The organism is Pseudarthrobacter sp. MEB009 (genome assembly GCF_030208875.1).
Classification (GTDB): domain Bacteria; phylum Actinomycetota; class Actinomycetes; order Actinomycetales; family Micrococcaceae; genus Arthrobacter.
The window spans coordinates 1-15734 of sequence record NZ_JARVTC010000009.1; the positions used below are offsets into that span (position 1 = coordinate 1).

The following is a 15734-nucleotide window of genomic DNA, read 5'->3' on the forward strand; positions in this document are numbered from 1 at the left end:
CAGCACCTGGTTGGGGCCTCCCACATTTAACAAACAAACACCCCCGTTGACCTATTAGACACGGTCCCCAAACCCCCCGAATAACAACCACAACCGATAGCGTAACGAGGGGTGCCCGGTAGACTCGGACCCCATGAACACCAGCGAACTCCTCCTCGAGAACTTTGGCCGGATCCCGGAAGCTGTGGAAGCCACCCTGAAGGGCCTCGACAGCGACAAGCTGACTCACCGTTCGGGCGGTACAGGAAACTCGATCGCCTGGCTGCTCTGGCACCTGGCGCGGGTTGAGGACGCCCAGGTGGCTGACGCCGCCGGCCAGGAGCAGGTCTGGACGGCACAGGACTTCGCCGGGTCCTTCGGCTTGGAGCTGCCAACCGCAGACACGGGCTACCAGCACTCCACCGAAGAGGTGGACGCCGTACAGGCCTCAGCCGAGCAGCTGCTGGCCTACTACACCGCTGTGCACCAGCAGACGGTGGACTACGTAGGTGGACTCACCGATGAGGACCTGGACCGGATCGTCGACCGCCAGTGGGATCCGCCGGTAACCTTGGGAGCCCGGCTGGTGAGCACCATCGTGGACTGCGTCCAGCACGTAGGCCAGGCCGCCTACGCCAAAGGCCTGCCGACTAACTAAGCCGGAAGGCCGCCGTCGTACGTTTCATCATGAGCCCAAGGCGAAGCCAGGCGCCGGACACCATGTCAGTCAGCTTGGCCGGCTGCCTGCCGCTCGTCCCGGCGAGGGGTTAGCCGGCCGTAAATGATCCAACCCGCAACGGCTGCCAGCATCAGAAGGCCCAGCTCCGGCGGCACGTGGCCCAGCGCGGCCAGGGGTGTCAGGGCGATGCCCAGGACACAAAGGACAAGAAGCCCTATACGGTACGGTCGTTTGGCGATCATCAGGGTTACCTCCCAGTCGCGGTCCCTTCCAGCCAAGCACGATGGCACGCAAAGTCAAGTCAATCGCGCCGCCCGCAGGTCCACAGTGCAGCACCACCACTAAGCATGGGTTAGGATTTAAGCATCAAGGGGAGTACTCCCGTCTGTGATCGGCCCGTCAATACGGATGCAGCGAAGCATCCCGGGCCCATCGGTTCCGGCTCCAGTCCGGGCGGAGGAGACCTTGGCGTCATGTCAACGCCTACCCTTGGAGTACCCCATGCAGGTAACACCACTGATCTGGATCATCACCCTCGCGGTGACCGTCCTGTTCTTCGTTTACGAATTCTTCGCGCACGTACGCAAACCCCACGAACCCAGCATCGCCGAATCGGCCCGCTGGTCGGCGTTCTACATCGGCCTGGCGCTGGTGTTCGGCGTTGGGATCGGCCAGGTATCCGGTTGGACGTACGGCGGTGAGTACTTCGCCGGCTACCTGACGGAGAAGGCACTCTCGATCGACAACCTGTTCGTCTTCCTGATTGTGATGACCGGCTTCGCAGTCCCCAAGAAGTACCAGCAGAAGGTGCTCATGGTGGGCATCATCATCGCCCTGGTGCTGCGCGGCGGGTTCATCGCCATCGGCGCCGGGCTGATCGAGAACTTCTCCTGGATCTTCTACATCTTCGGCGCGCTGCTGCTCTTCCTGGCCTACAAGCAGGCGTTCGGCGGCCACGACTCCAACCCGGCCGACGGCAAGTTCATGCAGCTGGTCCGCCGCGTCCTGCCCGTCACGGACGAGTACCACGAGGACAAGCTCACCGTGAAGAAGGACGGCAAGCGCTTCGTCACCCCGATGCTGCTGACCATCATCGCCATCGGCTTTGTGGACCTCATCTTCGCCGTGGACTCCATCCCCGCAATTTACGGCCTGACCGACGAGGCCTACATCGTCTTCACCGCCAACGCCTTCGCGCTGATGGGCCTTCGCCAGCTGTTCTTCCTGATCGGCGGGCTGCTGGAACGCCTGGTGTACCTGGCCCAGGGCCTGGCCGTCATCCTCGCGTTCATCGGCGTGAAGCTGGTCTTCCACGCTCTGCACGTCAACGAACTGACCTTCATCAACAACGGCCAGCCGCTCCTGTGGGTCCCGGAGATCCCCATCTGGTTCTCGCTGCTGTTCATCGGCGCCACCATCACCGTGGCCACCGTCGCGAGCCTGCTCAAGACCCGCGGCGACGGCACCAAGAAGGACCGGGAGACGTTCGACGGCGGTCCGGTCGCCTCGGCGGACACGGACGACTTGGATGCGGACGCCGATCCCCGGGATGCGGAGATCACCAGCTCCGCGGGCGAAACGTCGCGGCACTAACCACGCGGGCGAACGAACGCCCACATAGCGGGCGACGACGGCGGGAGGCTCCCGCCGTCGTCGTCCGTTTCTGCGCAATACCGTCGTGTGGATTTCCGCACGTCTTCACCATTCGCCACAGTTAGAGCATTTACCGCCAAAATGCTTCGATGCTGGTGATTTACTGACGCTACTCAACCTGTGATTTGGCCTTTCGCCAGATTTTGCGAATTGATGGGAGCTGTCAGCATGAAACTGCGACGTTGGGGAATCGGCGCCATTGTTGCCGTCGTGCTGTCGGGCGGTCTTGCTGCAGGCCCGGCGTCGGCGGTAGTTCCTCCGATCACGCCCGGGCATCTGCCATACCCGGCAGGCGGAACGTCAGTGATGGGACAGGGGACGGACTCCGGCAACCGGAACGCCCAGCTTGCAGAAACTGTTCCGGCCCAAATCACGAAGTCTTGGAAGGCAATACCACCCTTCTGTCCGTCGTCGGGAGGTAGTGCTTCCATCTCCATCAGCGTGTCCGGAAACAGAACAGTAGTGGTGGACACACAGCACCAATGTTCGTGGCTTTCCGCATACGAAACAGTCAGTGGGAAGCTGCTGTGGCGGCATGCCTTCCATTTCTCGGCGCAGGCGAAAATCGTCGGCTCGAAGGTCTATTTTGCCCACGACAACATGCAAACGTCATCGCCAGAGACGCTTGACGCATACGACATTAGTACGGGAAAGCTGCTGTGGAGTTCCGAATCGGGAGGGAAAGACCAAGTAGTTGTGGGCTCCGGCCTAGCCATGAGCAGCCTGTACGGCCTGGACGCGACAACGGGGTCACTGAAGCTGGTCTTTGATCAGGGCGCTTCGACCAACAGTTCGCTCCTCATCGACGGTGGAAAGATTCTCCACAACGCCCATGAAGCCGTGTCAGCCTTTTCCGTGACAACGGGCAAACTTCTCTGGCGTTATGCGAAATCTTTGGCTCCTTTTACTCCAGGGGAAGGAATGTCACCGATTTCGGTCCATAACGGCCGACTTTATGTCCCCAGCGTTCGCTCCGAAACTAAGACTTTGGTCCTCGATGTTGCAACGGGGAAGTTTGTGCGGACGCTCCCTAACAGCGAAATTTCCATTGCGTTTGACGGGCGCACCGGAATCTTCACCTCATCAGAGCAAGATAAGCCCGCGGCGGTGAGCGCGGTGGATCTGGAAACCGGAACCGTCCAGTGGACTCACCGGCTCGGCATGCAGGACCTGAACTATGGTTACGACGTACTTTCATCCGCGCCCGTCATCGCGAATGGTCTGGTGTGGATCCTGGCTGGGTCGGACACGTTCACGGAGGGTCAACTTATAGCATTGGACGAGGTTACAGGCCTGGTCAGAAGTGGTACAGCTGTTGGGTGCGCGCCCGCAATGGGCGGCAACCTTGCCATTGCGCAGCACCGCATCATTGTGCCCACGAATTGTGGAGTGCAGAGTTTTGTGCCGGGGCCCCCTGACAAGGTCGCGCCGGTCGCTGAGACCCGGACGCCCGCGCCGATTGCCCCGAGCGTGGACCAGGCTGCTGACGTGACAGTGGGTTTCAATGAGGCAGTGAGGGGCGTCAATGGTGCAACGTTCACGCTTCGCAACCCGGCCGGGACCCGCGTGCCGGCAGCTGTGAGCTACAACGAGACCACACGCGTAGCGACGCTTAATCCCGGAGCAGATCTTGCCCCGGACGCCAAATACACCGTTGAACTGACCGGTTCCGCATCCGGTATCCGGGACACATCAGGCAATGTCCTGGCAACAACTAAATGGAGCTTCACCACAGGTCCCGCCCCCACTGTCACGACGACCAGCCCTGCCCTGCTGGAAACCGGAATGGGACTGACACAGAACGTCACCGCCACAATGAGCGAACCCGTCACGGGCGTGAACGCAACGACGTTCACCTTGAAAGATCCCGCCGGGACGCTCATCCCAGCAGCCGTGACGTACAACGCCACCACCCGGGTGGCAACCCTGAATCCGACCAGCAGCCTTAGGGCCGACACCGTGTACACAGCGACGCTTTTTGGCCAGGCCATCCGGGACGGGGCAGGTAATCCGCTCACCGACTATACGCACGTAAATCAACCAGGCCTCACCAGGATCTGGACTTTCACCACGGGTCCCAACCCGAGAATCATTGCGAAGACGCCTGCCAGCAACGCTACGGGAGTGGGCCGAAGTGCACCTGTCACGGTGACGTTCAGTGAGCCGGTCATCGCAACCGGCGTCGGGAACACCATCATGCTTCGGAACTCAACAACGGGAGCAATGATCCCCACAGCCCGCTTTGACTACGACGCCGCAACGCGAACGGCCACCATGTATCCTCGCGTGGTCATGCCGGCCAACACCAGGTTTACTGTCACTATCAGCAACCCGATTGGCGTCAGTATTCGCGACTTGGCTGACAATCCCCTGATCGGTCCAATAACGTGGAGCTTCACCACAGGGCCCTGACCGCTAAAACGGAAGGGCCCGGCGTCGGGCCCTTCCGTAAGTGCGTCCGGCGACGCCTCTAGTAGTTGTAGCCGAAGCTGCCGATGTACTGGTCCATGTACGTGTTCCAGTGGCAGGGCGTCACGTTGATCACCGGGGCGCCGTAGGACTGGATGGCGGCCCGCAGCTCGGCGGAACATTCGGACATGGAGGACCTGTAGACCTGGTAGGTGTTGAAGTCCGCGTGGGCGGGAGCGGCCAGCATGAGGGCGCCGGCGCTCAGCGAAACACCCACGGCAGCGGTAGTAAGGATGCTTTTGATCTTCTTCATCGTTGACCCCAATCGATGGAACAGCTGCAGCACTGCCGCAGCGGAGCAACCTGCTCCTGCCTTCGACGCTATGGGACAACCGGACCAGCGCCAATGGGCCCAAGTCCCCATGGGTGAAACATAAGCCTACTGACGAGTAGGCTAGTGGGTGGACGAAAGGAGCACTTCATGAAGAAAATCCTCATGGTATTGACCAGCGTTTCCGAGATCGGCGACACCGGAGAGAAGACCGGCTACAACGTGGCCGAAGCTGCCCACCCCTGGAAGGTGTTCCGGGACTCCGGGCACTTCGTGGATTTCGCCTCCATCGAGGGCGGCCAGCCGCCGCGCGATGAGGTGGACACCGACGATCCCATCCAGGTGGCCTTCACCGAGGACGAAACCACCCGCGCCGGGCTCTACAACACCGCCCGCGTGGACGTGGTGGACCCTGACCAGTACGACGCCGTCTACCTGGTGGGCGGGCACGGCACCATGTGGGACTTCCCGGAGAGTGAAGGCCTGCAGAAGCTGGTGGCCAGCGTCTACAACGCCGGTGGCCTGGTGGGCGCAGTCTGCCACGGCCCCGCCGGCCTGCTGAACGTGGAGCTGGCCAACGGGCTGCGCCTGGTGGAAGGCCGCAAGGTTGCCGCATTTACCAATGACGAGGAAGTTGCCGCCGGCAAGGACAAAGTCATCCCGTTCTTCCTGGCGGACCGCCTGACGGAGCAGGGCGCCAAGCATGTCTCCGCCGGCGTCTGGGAGGAGCAGGTGGCGGTGGACGAGCGCCTGGTCACCGGCCAGAACCCCGCCTCCGCTGCCGGTGTGGCCAAGGAGATGGAGAAGCTTTTCGCCGAGGTCATCCACCAGGAAAAGGCCGAGGAACAGCACGACGCGGAAGCCCTCCGCGCTGAGAAGGACGCGGAAAAGGAAGCCAAAAAAGCTGCCGAGGACGCGGAGCACTAACTCCTGCAGCACGCTTGGCCGACGGCCGTCCCGATGGTGGGGCGGCCGTCGGCTGTATCCTGACAAGGCCGGTTCAGGCTTCCGGCACTCCCGCAATTGTTGCCCGCCCACGGGCCCTTGGAATGGATCCTTATCAGTACTGACACACCGGGCCCCGCGGGAATCCCGACGCCGGCCCCCTCGCCCTCCGCCCAAGACCGCGTCCTCGTGACGTGGGACGAAGCCGGGGAGAGCAGGAGCGCCACGTGGCGTTCGGCGAACGGCCGGCCGGCGCCGAAGCGCGTTGAAGTGGTCACCGACTCGCTCACGGCCGACGACGCGAACCGGATGGCGTCGCAGGGCATCGCGATGCTCTGGCACGGCGATTTCCACAACGCCCGCCAGATCCTCAACGCCCTGGACCGGAGGGTGGGCGCCGGCAAGAAAGTGGCGGGTACACCTGCCGACAGGTTTTACCGGCACCGGCAGTCCCGCTCGCACCGGGCACGCATCCTGGGCCTGCTGCTGGTACCCCTGGATCCGGGTCCGGTGGTGCCGCTGCGCCGCGCTCCGGATCTCCGGGCGGCCGCCGCTGAAGCATATGGCTCGATCAGCGAACCGTCCGTGGTGTCCCTGCACGAGCTGGTCGGGGCGATCGGCGCCCACGAGTGGCGGCTGAAGGGCGTCCACGTCGATGCCCTGCAAGCACGCATTCACCCGCATTACGGGACGTTTTTCCCCACCCGGAGCGAGTACGTGAACCTTGTGGCTGACGCGCCGCTTCCCTCAGACACCCTGGCCTTCGACATTGGCACCGGCACCGGGGTCATCGCTGCCATCCTGGCCCGCCGCGGCGTCCAGCACGTGGTGGCGACGGACAACGAACCGCGGGCCATCGCGTGCGCCGGCGAGAATTTCCGGAACCTCGGGGTCGAGGAGCAGGCGGAGGCGGTCCTGACCGACATGTTCCCGCCCGGACGGGCGCCGCTGGTGGTCTGCAACCCGCCCTGGATTCCGGCCACGCCCCATTCCAGCCTGGACAGCGCCGTGTACGACCCCGGCAGCCGGATGCTGTTCCGCTTCCTGAACGAACTGACCAACCACCTGTCGCCTGGCGGGGAGGGCTGGCTGGTCCTGTCCGACCTGGCCGAGCACCTGGGGCTGCGGTCGCGGGAGGACCTGCTGGCAGCCATCGAGACGGCCGGGCTCCGCGTAGTGGACCGGCTGGACACCAAGCCGACGCACGGCAAGGCCGCGGACCGCGACGATCCTTTGTTCGAGGCGCGCGCGGCCGAGGTCACGTCGCTGTGGCGGCTGGTTCCGCGCTAGGCGTCGGCCCCGGCCCCGTCTCTCGCTGCCGTCCTGGGATGGGCGTAGGGTCTGAGGACCATGACAGAACAGCAGCCGTACACCGTTGTCCGCTCGTATCCGCATTTCGAACTGCGCCGCTATCCCGCCTACGTGGTGGCGGAGGTGCAGGTCCGGGCGGAATTCGACCGGGCCGGCAACGCAGCGTTCCGCAGCCTGTTCAACTACATCAGCGGCAGCAATGTGGCCGGCCGGAAGCTGGCCATGACGGCGCCAGTGATCCAGGGCAGCGGGGCGTCCACACAACTGGCGATGACCGTACCGGTACTCCAGCGCGGTCCCGTCACCGGAAACGGCGTAACCGATGAGTTTGCGGTGGCCTTTGTGCTGCCGGCAGGCCTGAGCGCAGCCTCGGCGCCGGTCCCCATGGACCCCAAAGTGCAGATCCGGGACGTCCCGGGGTCCTTGGCGGCGGCCGTGCGTTTTTCCGGTAACGGATCGGAAGCGGCGTTTGCCAAGCGCACGGAAGGACTGCTGGCGGCGCTGGCCCTGGCCGGGCTGACGGCGGTGGGGGAGCCTCGGTTTGCCCGGTTCGATCCGCCGTTCAAGCCGTGGTTCCTCCGCCACAACGAAGTTGTCCAGGACGTTGCGGAAACCGTGGCGGGGGCAGAGGCGTCCGGCGGCTGAGCGCGGGACCGGGGTCCGCTTAGGTTTTCAGCTCGGCGGCAGCGAAGGACACGGCGAACCTCGCGCACCAGATGGTGACGGAGCTGTAGTCGCCCAGCACCGCCGCGGCCGGGATCTCGTAGTTCTGATCGCCCTTGTTGGCCTTGAGCGCGCCCAGGTCCAGGTAAGCGCCGTCGTCGAAGACCTGCCAACCTGGCGGACCTTCGATCACCGGCGCGTCGGTGAGCCACACCCTGAGATCGGGACCGTCGGAGGTATCAAGGCCCTCGAAGCGGAGGATTCGGCTCCCGTCCGGCAGCTCGAGGATCCGGACCGATCCCGAGCTGGCGTGTTCGTGGCTGATGAGCTGGCCCGTTGCCAGTTCACGTGGGCCGGCGACGGCGGTGGGTGCGGCCGTCGTCGTGGTGGCCTCCGGAGAAGCGGCCGGAGACGAAACGGCGGGTGGTGCGGAAGTCGGGACAGCCGTTGGGATGGCCTCGGTCACCGTCGAGCTGGTGAAGATCCGCCACGGCTGGAACAGGTACAACCCCACACCCACCACGATCGCGGCCACGAGCAGCAGAGCGGGCACCATCACACGCTTGGTCATACACCCTCAACGCCCGGATTGACGGCGATGTTCCGCAGCGTAGTCGTCCAAGGCGACCCGACTGACAGCACCTCCCCGTGACGGCTGGTCCCGCAGGAGCAGCACGCCGCCGTCGTGAATTACGACGGCGGGAGGTCACCGCTGCCGGGCCCGTCGTACAGGGCGCCGGTGCTGCTCTGGGGAACGATCACGTGGACGGCGTTGCGCTGGACGGTGAAATCGGTGGGCGTGGTGGTGGCGATTTCACCGTCGAGATTCACCGGCATGGGCTGGTCCGTGACGACCCGGACGCTGCGGCTGGTGAAGTGGTGGACTTTGTCGTGCTTGATGAAGCTGCCGTCCTTGAGCAGCCGGGCGATGCTGACGTGCTCCCGGACGGGGCCGGCCAGGATCGCGTAGATGTCCAGGGTGTGGTCGTCGATGCCGGCCGTGGGGGAGACGGTGTTGCCTCCGCCGTAGTGCCGGCCGTTGCCCACTGCCACCTGCAGCAGGTTGTCGAGTTCCACGGCGGGATGGTCGCCGTCGGGGAATTCGAGCCGGGCGCGGAAGGGCTGGTGCCTGGTGTAAGCGCGGACGGTGGCGACGGCGTAGGCCAGCGGGCCGAGGTACCGCTTCAGCCGGGGGCTAAGCGCTGCGGTGATGCCAACGGACAGGCCAAGGGAGGCGACGTTGAGGAACGGGTGGCTGTTGGCCCGGCCAAGATCGATGTCCACCACTTTGCCCTCGGCGAGGGTGGCGCCGGCCTGGGCAAGATCTGCGGGGATCTCAAGCGTCCTGGCGAAGTCGTTGGCGGTGCCCAGCGGCAGGACGCCGAGCACCACGTCGGTGCCGGCGATCCGGCCGGCGGCGGAGGTCACGGTCCCATCGCCGCCACCGACCACTACCAGGTCGTGCCCGGCAGCAAGGACCTGGTCCAGCGTGCCGGCCAGGTCCGCGCCGGACAGCACATGGTGGACGGCGGTGACGGGCACCCCCGCTTTGCGCATGGCGTCAACGGCCAGTTGGTGGGCCGCCCCACGGCGTGACCCGGCGTTGATCACCACGGCGGCGGAGCGGGCATCGCGGGGGGATCTCATGAAGGCCATCGTAGGGCGCGGACCTGTGGGTTTCCTACTGCGGGGCGTCACCGTCGGTTAATGAGTCAGGCCATTCCGTACCGCGAACAAGGTGGCACCCACCCGGTTGGTTGCACCGATTTTGGTGTAGATGTGCTCCACGTGGTTGCGGACGGTCTTGGTGGAGAGGAGCAGGGTGGCGGCTATCTGGGCCGGCGCCATTCCGTGGCACAGCATGCCGAGGATTTCGAGTTCCCGAGGGGTGAGCCCGGCCGGAGGGGCGGGCCGGCGGTGGGGCTGCTGGCCCGCGGCTGCGAGCACGGCGTCCGCAGCCTCGGGGCTGATCCGGCCGGCCGAGACTTCCTGCCGAAGCCGGCCAGCTGCGTCGCTGGGCGGAATTGCGGCCCGGTGCGGACGCGGCTCCAGGGAGGCGCCGTAGGAGTCCGCGGCCGCCAGGATCCGCTGCTTGATCCCCAACTCCGTCCCGCCGATCCCGCGGGGGTAGCCGGACCCGTCCATGCGCTCTTGGTGCAGACCGGCCAGGGCCGCCTCACCCTTCAGGCCGGGCACGCGGCTGAGGATCCGTTCTCCCAGGTACGGATGCATGTGGATACGTTCCAGGTCCGCCCGGGAGAGGGGTCCCTTCTTGTCCCACACCTGGTTGGACACTCCGAGCCGGCCCAGGTCGTGGACCCATCCTGCGCGGCGGAGCTCGTTGACGTCGGCGGCCGGCAGTCCGTGCACCTCGCCGGCGGCGGCGGCGAGGGCAGCCACGGCGCGGGAGTGTCCTGCTGTGTAAGGGGATTTGAGGTCGGCGAAGTCACCCACCGCGCGGAGCACCGCGTCCAGCTGGGGGCCGGACAGGGGAGCGTCGGCGGGCGCCAGGTCCAGGGCTGCCTGCCAGCAGTCGACCTCGAGGAGTCCTTCGGTGAGCACCTCGGCGTGATCGATGAACAGGTTGGCCAGGGCTGGATCGAACTGGCTGCCGCGGCGTGCCCGCACCATGGCCACGGCACCGGCCACGCCCTCCTGCCGCAGGAACACCTCTGCCGTATCCGCGAGATGCATGATCCGCATTTCGAGCGGGATGGCCGGACCCGCGATGCCGTCCGGCAGGCCTTTGCCGTCCCAGCGCTCAAAGGTGTGGGCAAGCAGTCCTGCCACGCCGCCGCCGAGCCCTACATTGCTGGCCAACGCCCCGGCGGAGGTGCAGTGCGAGGCGATCATGGTGCGCACCGCGGCGCTGCCCGTCACCGCGAATCGGGTCCAGTGGGCAACGCGGGCCAGTGGCGGGAGGCCCGCGCCGGCATGACTGAACATGCCGGCGTACATGGGCAGGCCGTGCTGGTCGCGGTTGTAGTAGTCGGCGCGGAAGGCGATGTCGTCCGTGAATAGCGCTGCCAGTTCAAAGGAGTCCGCGTGGCAGCCGATCCATGCCACCTGGTTGGCGTAGTAAAGCCTGCCCTGGCCGGCGGCGTCGACTCCCGCGGCCCCCGCGATCCGTAATGCCAGCAGGCAGGACCGCAGCATGTGCTCCATCGGTTGCCCCAGCCCCAGGTCGATGGCGAGCGAGAGTGCGGCCAGGATTTCACTGCGGCGGGGTCCAGCCGGTGACTGCTTCACACGGCCATTCTAGGGAGCCACCGCCGCGGGCGACGGAAACCGGCCGCCCTCTTTACGATGTCCGGCTGTTTCCGGTGCGTGCCCCGGTGGCTTTCTGGCCGGTGGGACGTGCCGTGGACGGGAACCTGACGCCCAGCCCGGCTCCAAACAGTCCACGTTGCGGAAGCCAGAAGTCTGTCATATGGTCCTGTACTTCCAGTGCTCCCGGCATGCCCGCGTCTTCACCCAGGATGGTTGCTTGGGAGTCCGTGACCAGCCACAGCTGCCGGGGCTGGGCCTGGAAGGTCTGGCCGTTGGGCACCGCCCCGGAGACCTTCATCGTGCCGGCGTTCAGCAGGGGCCCGGCGAATGCTCCCATGGCACGGAGTACACGATCGTTGCGCCATAGCGTTTCGGGCATCCGGACGGCCATGGCGGTCAGGATGGAGGTGGCCGCGGACGTGCCCATTTGCAGATGCCAGTCAACAACGCCGGGGACCGTGATCTGGGCGGTGGAGGGCCCGCTCCACCGGATGTCGACGTCGGTCTCCACCGTATGGTGCACGGCCGCGCCGAAGTAGCGTGCGCAGCTGAACTCCGGTGCGGCGTTGGCGTAGATGGTCCACTCGCCGCCGGGCGTGCGGTGCCAGACGGAGCGGTAGCCGGGGCCAACGGAACTCACCGGGAAATCCCGGAAGGCCAGGTAGTGGCCGCTGGTAAACGGCAAGCCCAGAACCGCATAGCCGGCGAAGTGCTCGGCGGCGTCCTCCGGTAGGTCGGCAAGCGTCGGTGTTGCCTTTGCTGATGACTGCGGCTGGTAGGTGCTCATGGCCGCCTCCTTTTCTCCATACCGTGAGCCTAGGACCGGGCCGCAGCCAGGGCATGGGGCAAGCGCCTCATCTTGTTTCACGGGACCGGATCCTTCCGCCGTCCTACCGCTCCCCGTCCATTAACCACCGCTCGGCGCGCCATTAGTACGTTTGCTGATGATCAGGAACATGATTGCTACAGGCAACGGGGCATGGTGGGGGTCTTGCGCCTCAGCCTCGATTGGACAATGACGTCGACAACCACAAGGAGCACACTTATGGGCTGGCTGGACCGTAACCACACCATCGCCCCACCGGGATTCAACCGCTGGCTGGTACCGCCCGCAGCGCTCGCCGTGCATCTCTGCATCGGCCAGGCGTACGCCACCAGCGTGTACAAGACGGCACTGGTCAAGCATTTCGATGCCAGCCTGACCGAGATCGGCGTGATCTTCTCCATCGCGATCGTGATGCTGGGCCTCTCGGCGGCCATCATGGGCACCTGGGTGGATACCAACGGCCCGCGCAAGGCGATGTTCACCTCGGCAGTTTTCTGGGCCAGCGGCTTTGTGATCGGCTCGGTTGGCATCTTCACCAACCAGCTCTGGCTGGTCTACCTGGGCTACGGCTTTGTGGGCGGCATCGGCCTGGGCATCGGCTACATCTCGCCCGTGTCCACCCTGATCAAGTGGTTCCCGGACCGGCCGGGCCTGGCCACCGGAATGGCCATCATGGGCTTCGGCGGCGGAGCGCTGATCGCCAGCCCCGTCTCCACCGCGCTCCTCAGGCTGTACGATCCCAACTCCGGCGCGCAGGGCTGGGTGGCAAGCGGCGACGCCGTCGGAAAGCTCTTCCTGACCCTCGCCGTCGTCTACCTTGCGTACATGCTGTTCGGCGCCTTCACCATCCGGGTGCCCGCCGACGGGTGGCGGCCGGCCGGGTTCGACCCCGCCAAGGTCAAGGCCGCAAAGCTGGTCACCTCGGAGAACGTCAGTGCCAGGAACGCCATCAAAACACGGCAGTTCTGGCTGGTGTGGGTGGCGCTGTTCTGCAACGTCACCGCCGGGATCGGCATCCTGGAACAGGCCGCACCGATGATCCAGGACTTCTTCCGCCAGGCCGACGGCGTGTCCCTGGTCAGTGCCGGCGTCGCCGCAGGATTCGTGGGGCTGCTGTCCATCGGCAACATGGCGGGCCGCTTCGCATGGTCCGCCACGTCCGATATCACCGGGCGCAAACGCATCTACATGGTGTACCTCGGCATCGGCGCTGTGCTTTACGTGGTGCTGGCGTTGGCCGGTTCAACCACCACCATCCTCTATGTGGCACTGGCGTTCGTCATCATTTCCTTCTACGGCGGCGGCTTCGCCACCGTACCGGCCTACCTGCGGGACCTCTTCGGGACCTTCCAGGTGGGCGCCATCCACGGCCGGCTGCTGACCGCCTGGTCCGCCGCCGGGGTGGCCGGGCCGCTGATCGTCAACGCCTTCCTGGACGCCCAGGGCAAACCCGGGCAGCTGAACGCCGCGTCCTATCAGCCGGCGCTGCTGACCATGGTGGGGCTGCTGGTGGTTGGTTTTGTGGCCAACCTGATGGTCAAACCGGTGGACGCACGGTTCCACGAATCCACCTCCGGCCGCGGCCGGAACGAACCTGCCATGGAGGCCTGAAATGAGTACGGAAAGCACCCCCGCCTCGGACACCCCAGGGAAAGCTTCCACCGGCAGGCTCGCCGTAGCCTGGGCCCTGGTGGGAGTGCCGCTGGCTTACGGGGTCTACGAAACCCTCACCCGCGTGTCGGCGCTGTTCGGGTGAACCCGGTGGGCCGGACAGCACCCACATAGTGGGTCAACCGGCGGCGCCGGGGCGGTCGAACATCGCCCCGGTGCCGGCCCGTTTTAGTCCATGGCCAGAATGATCTTGCCGCGGGTGTGGCCTTCCATGTTGGAACGGAACGCATCCGCGGCCTTCTCCAGCGGGAACACCTCGGCAACCTCCACCTGGAGCTTTTCGCCATCCACCAGGTCGGCCAGCTTTTGCAGGTCGGCGCCCACCGGGTTGACCCACATCCATTCCCCGCCATGCTGCTCAACGTCGCTGTCCGCAATGGACGCGTGCCGGCCGCCGTCAGCCAGGACGGCGAGGGTGGCTTCGAGGTTTCCGCCCACAAAGTCGGCCACAACGTCCACACCGTCCGGGCGCAGTGCGCGGACGCGGTCTGCCAGCCCGTCGCCGTAGGCAACAGGCTCGGCGCCCAGGGAGCGGAGGAAGTCGTGGTTCTTCTCCGACGCCGTGGCGATGACTTTGGCGCCCACTGCTGCGGCAATCTGGATGCCCAGTGAGCCCACACCCCCGGACCCGCCGTGGATCAGGACTGTTTCCCCGGCCTTGAGGCCCAGCCGGTTGAGGACCTGGTAGGCGGTCAGGCCGGCCAACGGCAGGCCTGCCGACTCGTTCCAGTTGAGGGTCTCGGGTTTGCGGGCCAGGACGCGCTCCGGCAGGGCGATGTACTCAGCGAAGCTGCCGCCGTGGACGTAGTCCTTGCGGCCGTAGGCGATGACCTCATCGCCGGGCATGAACTGCCTGGCATCAATCCCTACCGACTCCACCACACCGGCAACGTCCCAGCCGGGGATGGCGGGAAACTGCAGGTCCATGACGGCGTCCAGGCCGCCGGACATAATCTTCCAGTCCACCGGGTTCACCGACGCTGCCTTGACCTTCACCAGGACCATGCCGGGCCCCACTTTGGGCAGTGGCTGCTCGCCGTATTCGAGGACGTCGGGGTTGCCGTAGGTGCTGTACGTAATTGCTTTCATGTTTGCGACAACGGCTCAACGGCACGATGCTATTCCGGATCCCGCCGGAAAGTGGTGGGCCCGACACCTCGGTGAAGGCCGCCGTCGTGCTGAACGGCGGGGCGTCGGGTCCCCACCCGCGGCTGCTTCTACGCGCCGTTAATCGTTTCGAGCCACGCCACGAACGTCTGGCGTCCGACGGCGGAACCCGGCGCCGGGATGAGCCCGCCGTTGCGCATCGCCTTGCCCATGGGGCCGGGAAGGTGCAGTGGAACGATCTGTTTCTTTTGACGCGATTTGGCCAGGTACGCCGCGACAAGGCCTTTCAATTGTTCGGCCTGCGGGCCGCCGAGGTCCGGGAGGCGTCCCTGTGGACCGGCTTCGGCCGCATCCACCAGGGCCGCGGCCACCTCCCTTGCTGCGATCGGCTGGGTGCGCATGGTGGGCACAAACACCAGTGGGCCCACCGAAGCGGCCTTGATGGACATCGGCACAAACTCGTGGAACTGGGTGGACCGGAGGAGTGTCCAGGGAATGACGCCGTGCCTGACCTCGTCCTCCTGCACCAGCTTCCCGGCATACAGTCCCGAGTTGGCGTGATCGATGCCCACAATGGACAGCGCCACGTGGTGCTTGACGGCCGCCTCTTTCTCCGCCGCCAGCAGGTTTTGGGTGGCACTGGTAAAAAAGTCCACAGCTTTCTTGGTGGACAGGGCCTGGATGCCGGAGACGTCGATGACGGTTTCAACGTCACGGAGTGCCTGATCGAGGCCGCGCCCGGTAACCAGGTCCACTCCTTCGGTGCGGCTCATGCTGACCGCATGGTGCCCGCGCTTTGTGGCGACGGAAACCAAATGGCGGCCCACAGTACCGGTTCCCCCGGCGACGGCAATCCTCATGGAAGAAATCCTAAGCCGCTTCTCTGACAA

General features: G+C 65.4%; 16 protein-coding genes. 8 read left to right on the forward strand and 8 right to left on the reverse strand.

Annotation, left to right across the window (positions count from 1 at the left end):
• Window positions 1-133 precede the first annotated feature (133 nt).
• Window positions 134-637: a mycothiol transferase gene (locus QRN07_RS08515; protein WP_285240828.1), complete on the forward strand. Its 504-nt coding sequence runs from the start codon at window positions 134-136 to the stop codon at window positions 635-637.
• A 65-nt stretch (window positions 638-702) separates the two neighbouring features.
• Here QRN07_RS08515 and QRN07_RS08520 read toward each other — a convergent pair whose 3' ends face one another.
• Entirely contained in the window at window positions 703-900 is a 198-nt protein-coding gene (locus QRN07_RS08520; RefSeq protein ID WP_285240829.1) for a hypothetical protein, read from the reverse strand.
• Between the two features lie 259 nt (window positions 901-1159).
• On the opposite strand from QRN07_RS08520, the gene QRN07_RS08525 reads away from it, so the two are divergent.
• Complete coding sequence (locus QRN07_RS08525) at window positions 1160-2251, forward strand: TerC family protein (RefSeq protein ID WP_285240830.1); 1092 nt, start codon at window positions 1160-1162, stop codon at window positions 2249-2251.
• A 228-nt stretch (window positions 2252-2479) separates the two neighbouring features.
• Window positions 2480-4723, forward strand: a complete 2244-nt coding sequence (locus QRN07_RS08530; RefSeq protein ID WP_285240831.1) for an Ig-like domain-containing protein — start codon at window positions 2480-2482, stop codon at window positions 4721-4723.
• A 58-nt stretch (window positions 4724-4781) separates the two neighbouring features.
• Here the strand turns inward: QRN07_RS08530 and QRN07_RS08535 are convergent, their stop codons facing one another.
• Window positions 4782-5033: a hypothetical protein gene (locus QRN07_RS08535; protein ID WP_285240832.1), complete on the reverse strand. Its 252-nt coding sequence runs from the start codon at window positions 5031-5033 to the stop codon at window positions 4782-4784.
• Window positions 5034-5201: 168 nt separating this feature from the next.
• On the opposite strand from QRN07_RS08535, the gene QRN07_RS08540 reads away from it, so the two are divergent.
• The 3 genes from QRN07_RS08540 (at window position 5202) to QRN07_RS08550 (ending at window position 7952) form a co-directional block, all read left to right on the forward strand.
• The gene (locus QRN07_RS08540; protein WP_285240833.1) at window positions 5202-5978 is read left to right on the forward strand and encodes a type 1 glutamine amidotransferase domain-containing protein; all 777 of its coding nucleotides are present in this window, start codon (window positions 5202-5204) and stop codon (window positions 5976-5978) included.
• A 207-nt stretch (window positions 5979-6185) separates the two neighbouring features.
• Window positions 6186-7286, forward strand: a complete 1101-nt coding sequence (locus tag QRN07_RS08545) for a N5-glutamine methyltransferase family protein (protein ID WP_285240834.1) — start codon at window positions 6186-6188, stop codon at window positions 7284-7286.
• A 60-nt stretch (window positions 7287-7346) separates the two neighbouring features.
• On the forward strand, window positions 7347-7952 hold the full coding sequence (locus QRN07_RS08550) for an SOUL family heme-binding protein (protein WP_285240835.1): 606 nt from the start codon (window positions 7347-7349) through the stop codon (window positions 7950-7952).
• 19 nt (window positions 7953-7971) lie between these two features.
• Here QRN07_RS08550 and QRN07_RS08555 read toward each other — a convergent pair whose 3' ends face one another.
• The 4 genes from QRN07_RS08555 to QRN07_RS08570 form a co-directional block, all read right to left on the reverse strand.
• A complete protein-coding gene (locus QRN07_RS08555; protein ID WP_285240836.1) occupies window positions 7972-8541 on the reverse strand; it encodes a DM13 domain-containing protein in 570 nt (189 codons plus the stop codon).
• A 119-nt stretch (window positions 8542-8660) separates the two neighbouring features.
• The gene (locus QRN07_RS08560; protein WP_285240837.1) at window positions 8661-9617 is read right to left on the reverse strand and encodes a lipid kinase; all 957 of its coding nucleotides are present in this window, start codon (window positions 9615-9617) and stop codon (window positions 8661-8663) included.
• A gap of 57 nt (window positions 9618-9674) precedes the next feature.
• Window positions 9675-11219 (reverse strand): HD domain-containing phosphohydrolase, encoded by a 1545-nt coding sequence (locus QRN07_RS08565; protein WP_285240838.1) that lies wholly within the window; start codon window positions 11217-11219, stop codon window positions 9675-9677.
• Window positions 11220-11271: 52 nt separating this feature from the next.
• The gene (locus tag QRN07_RS08570) at window positions 11272-12027 is read right to left on the reverse strand and encodes a hypothetical protein (RefSeq protein WP_285240839.1); all 756 of its coding nucleotides are present in this window, start codon (window positions 12025-12027) and stop codon (window positions 11272-11274) included.
• A gap of 258 nt (window positions 12028-12285) precedes the next feature.
• Between QRN07_RS08570 and QRN07_RS08575 the strand changes: the two genes are divergently transcribed.
• Both QRN07_RS08575 and QRN07_RS08580 read left to right on the forward strand, forming a co-directional pair.
• Complete coding sequence (locus tag QRN07_RS08575; RefSeq protein ID WP_285240904.1) at window positions 12286-13677, forward strand: OFA family MFS transporter; 1392 nt, start codon at window positions 12286-12288, stop codon at window positions 13675-13677.
• Window position 13678: 1 nt separating this feature from the next.
• Window positions 13679-13822: an MFS transporter small subunit gene (locus QRN07_RS08580; protein WP_285240840.1), complete on the forward strand. Its 144-nt coding sequence runs from the start codon at window positions 13679-13681 to the stop codon at window positions 13820-13822.
• Window positions 13823-13905: 83 nt separating this feature from the next.
• Here the strand turns inward: QRN07_RS08580 and QRN07_RS08585 are convergent, their stop codons facing one another.
• Together QRN07_RS08585 and QRN07_RS08590 are read right to left on the reverse strand one after the other, a co-directional pair.
• Window positions 13906-14826: an NADP-dependent oxidoreductase gene (locus QRN07_RS08585; RefSeq protein WP_285240841.1), complete on the reverse strand. Its 921-nt coding sequence runs from the start codon at window positions 14824-14826 to the stop codon at window positions 13906-13908.
• A gap of 128 nt (window positions 14827-14954) precedes the next feature.
• Window positions 14955-15704 (reverse strand): SDR family oxidoreductase, encoded by a 750-nt coding sequence (locus QRN07_RS08590; RefSeq protein WP_285240842.1) that lies wholly within the window; start codon window positions 15702-15704, stop codon window positions 14955-14957.
• Window positions 15705-15734 lie beyond the last annotated feature (30 nt).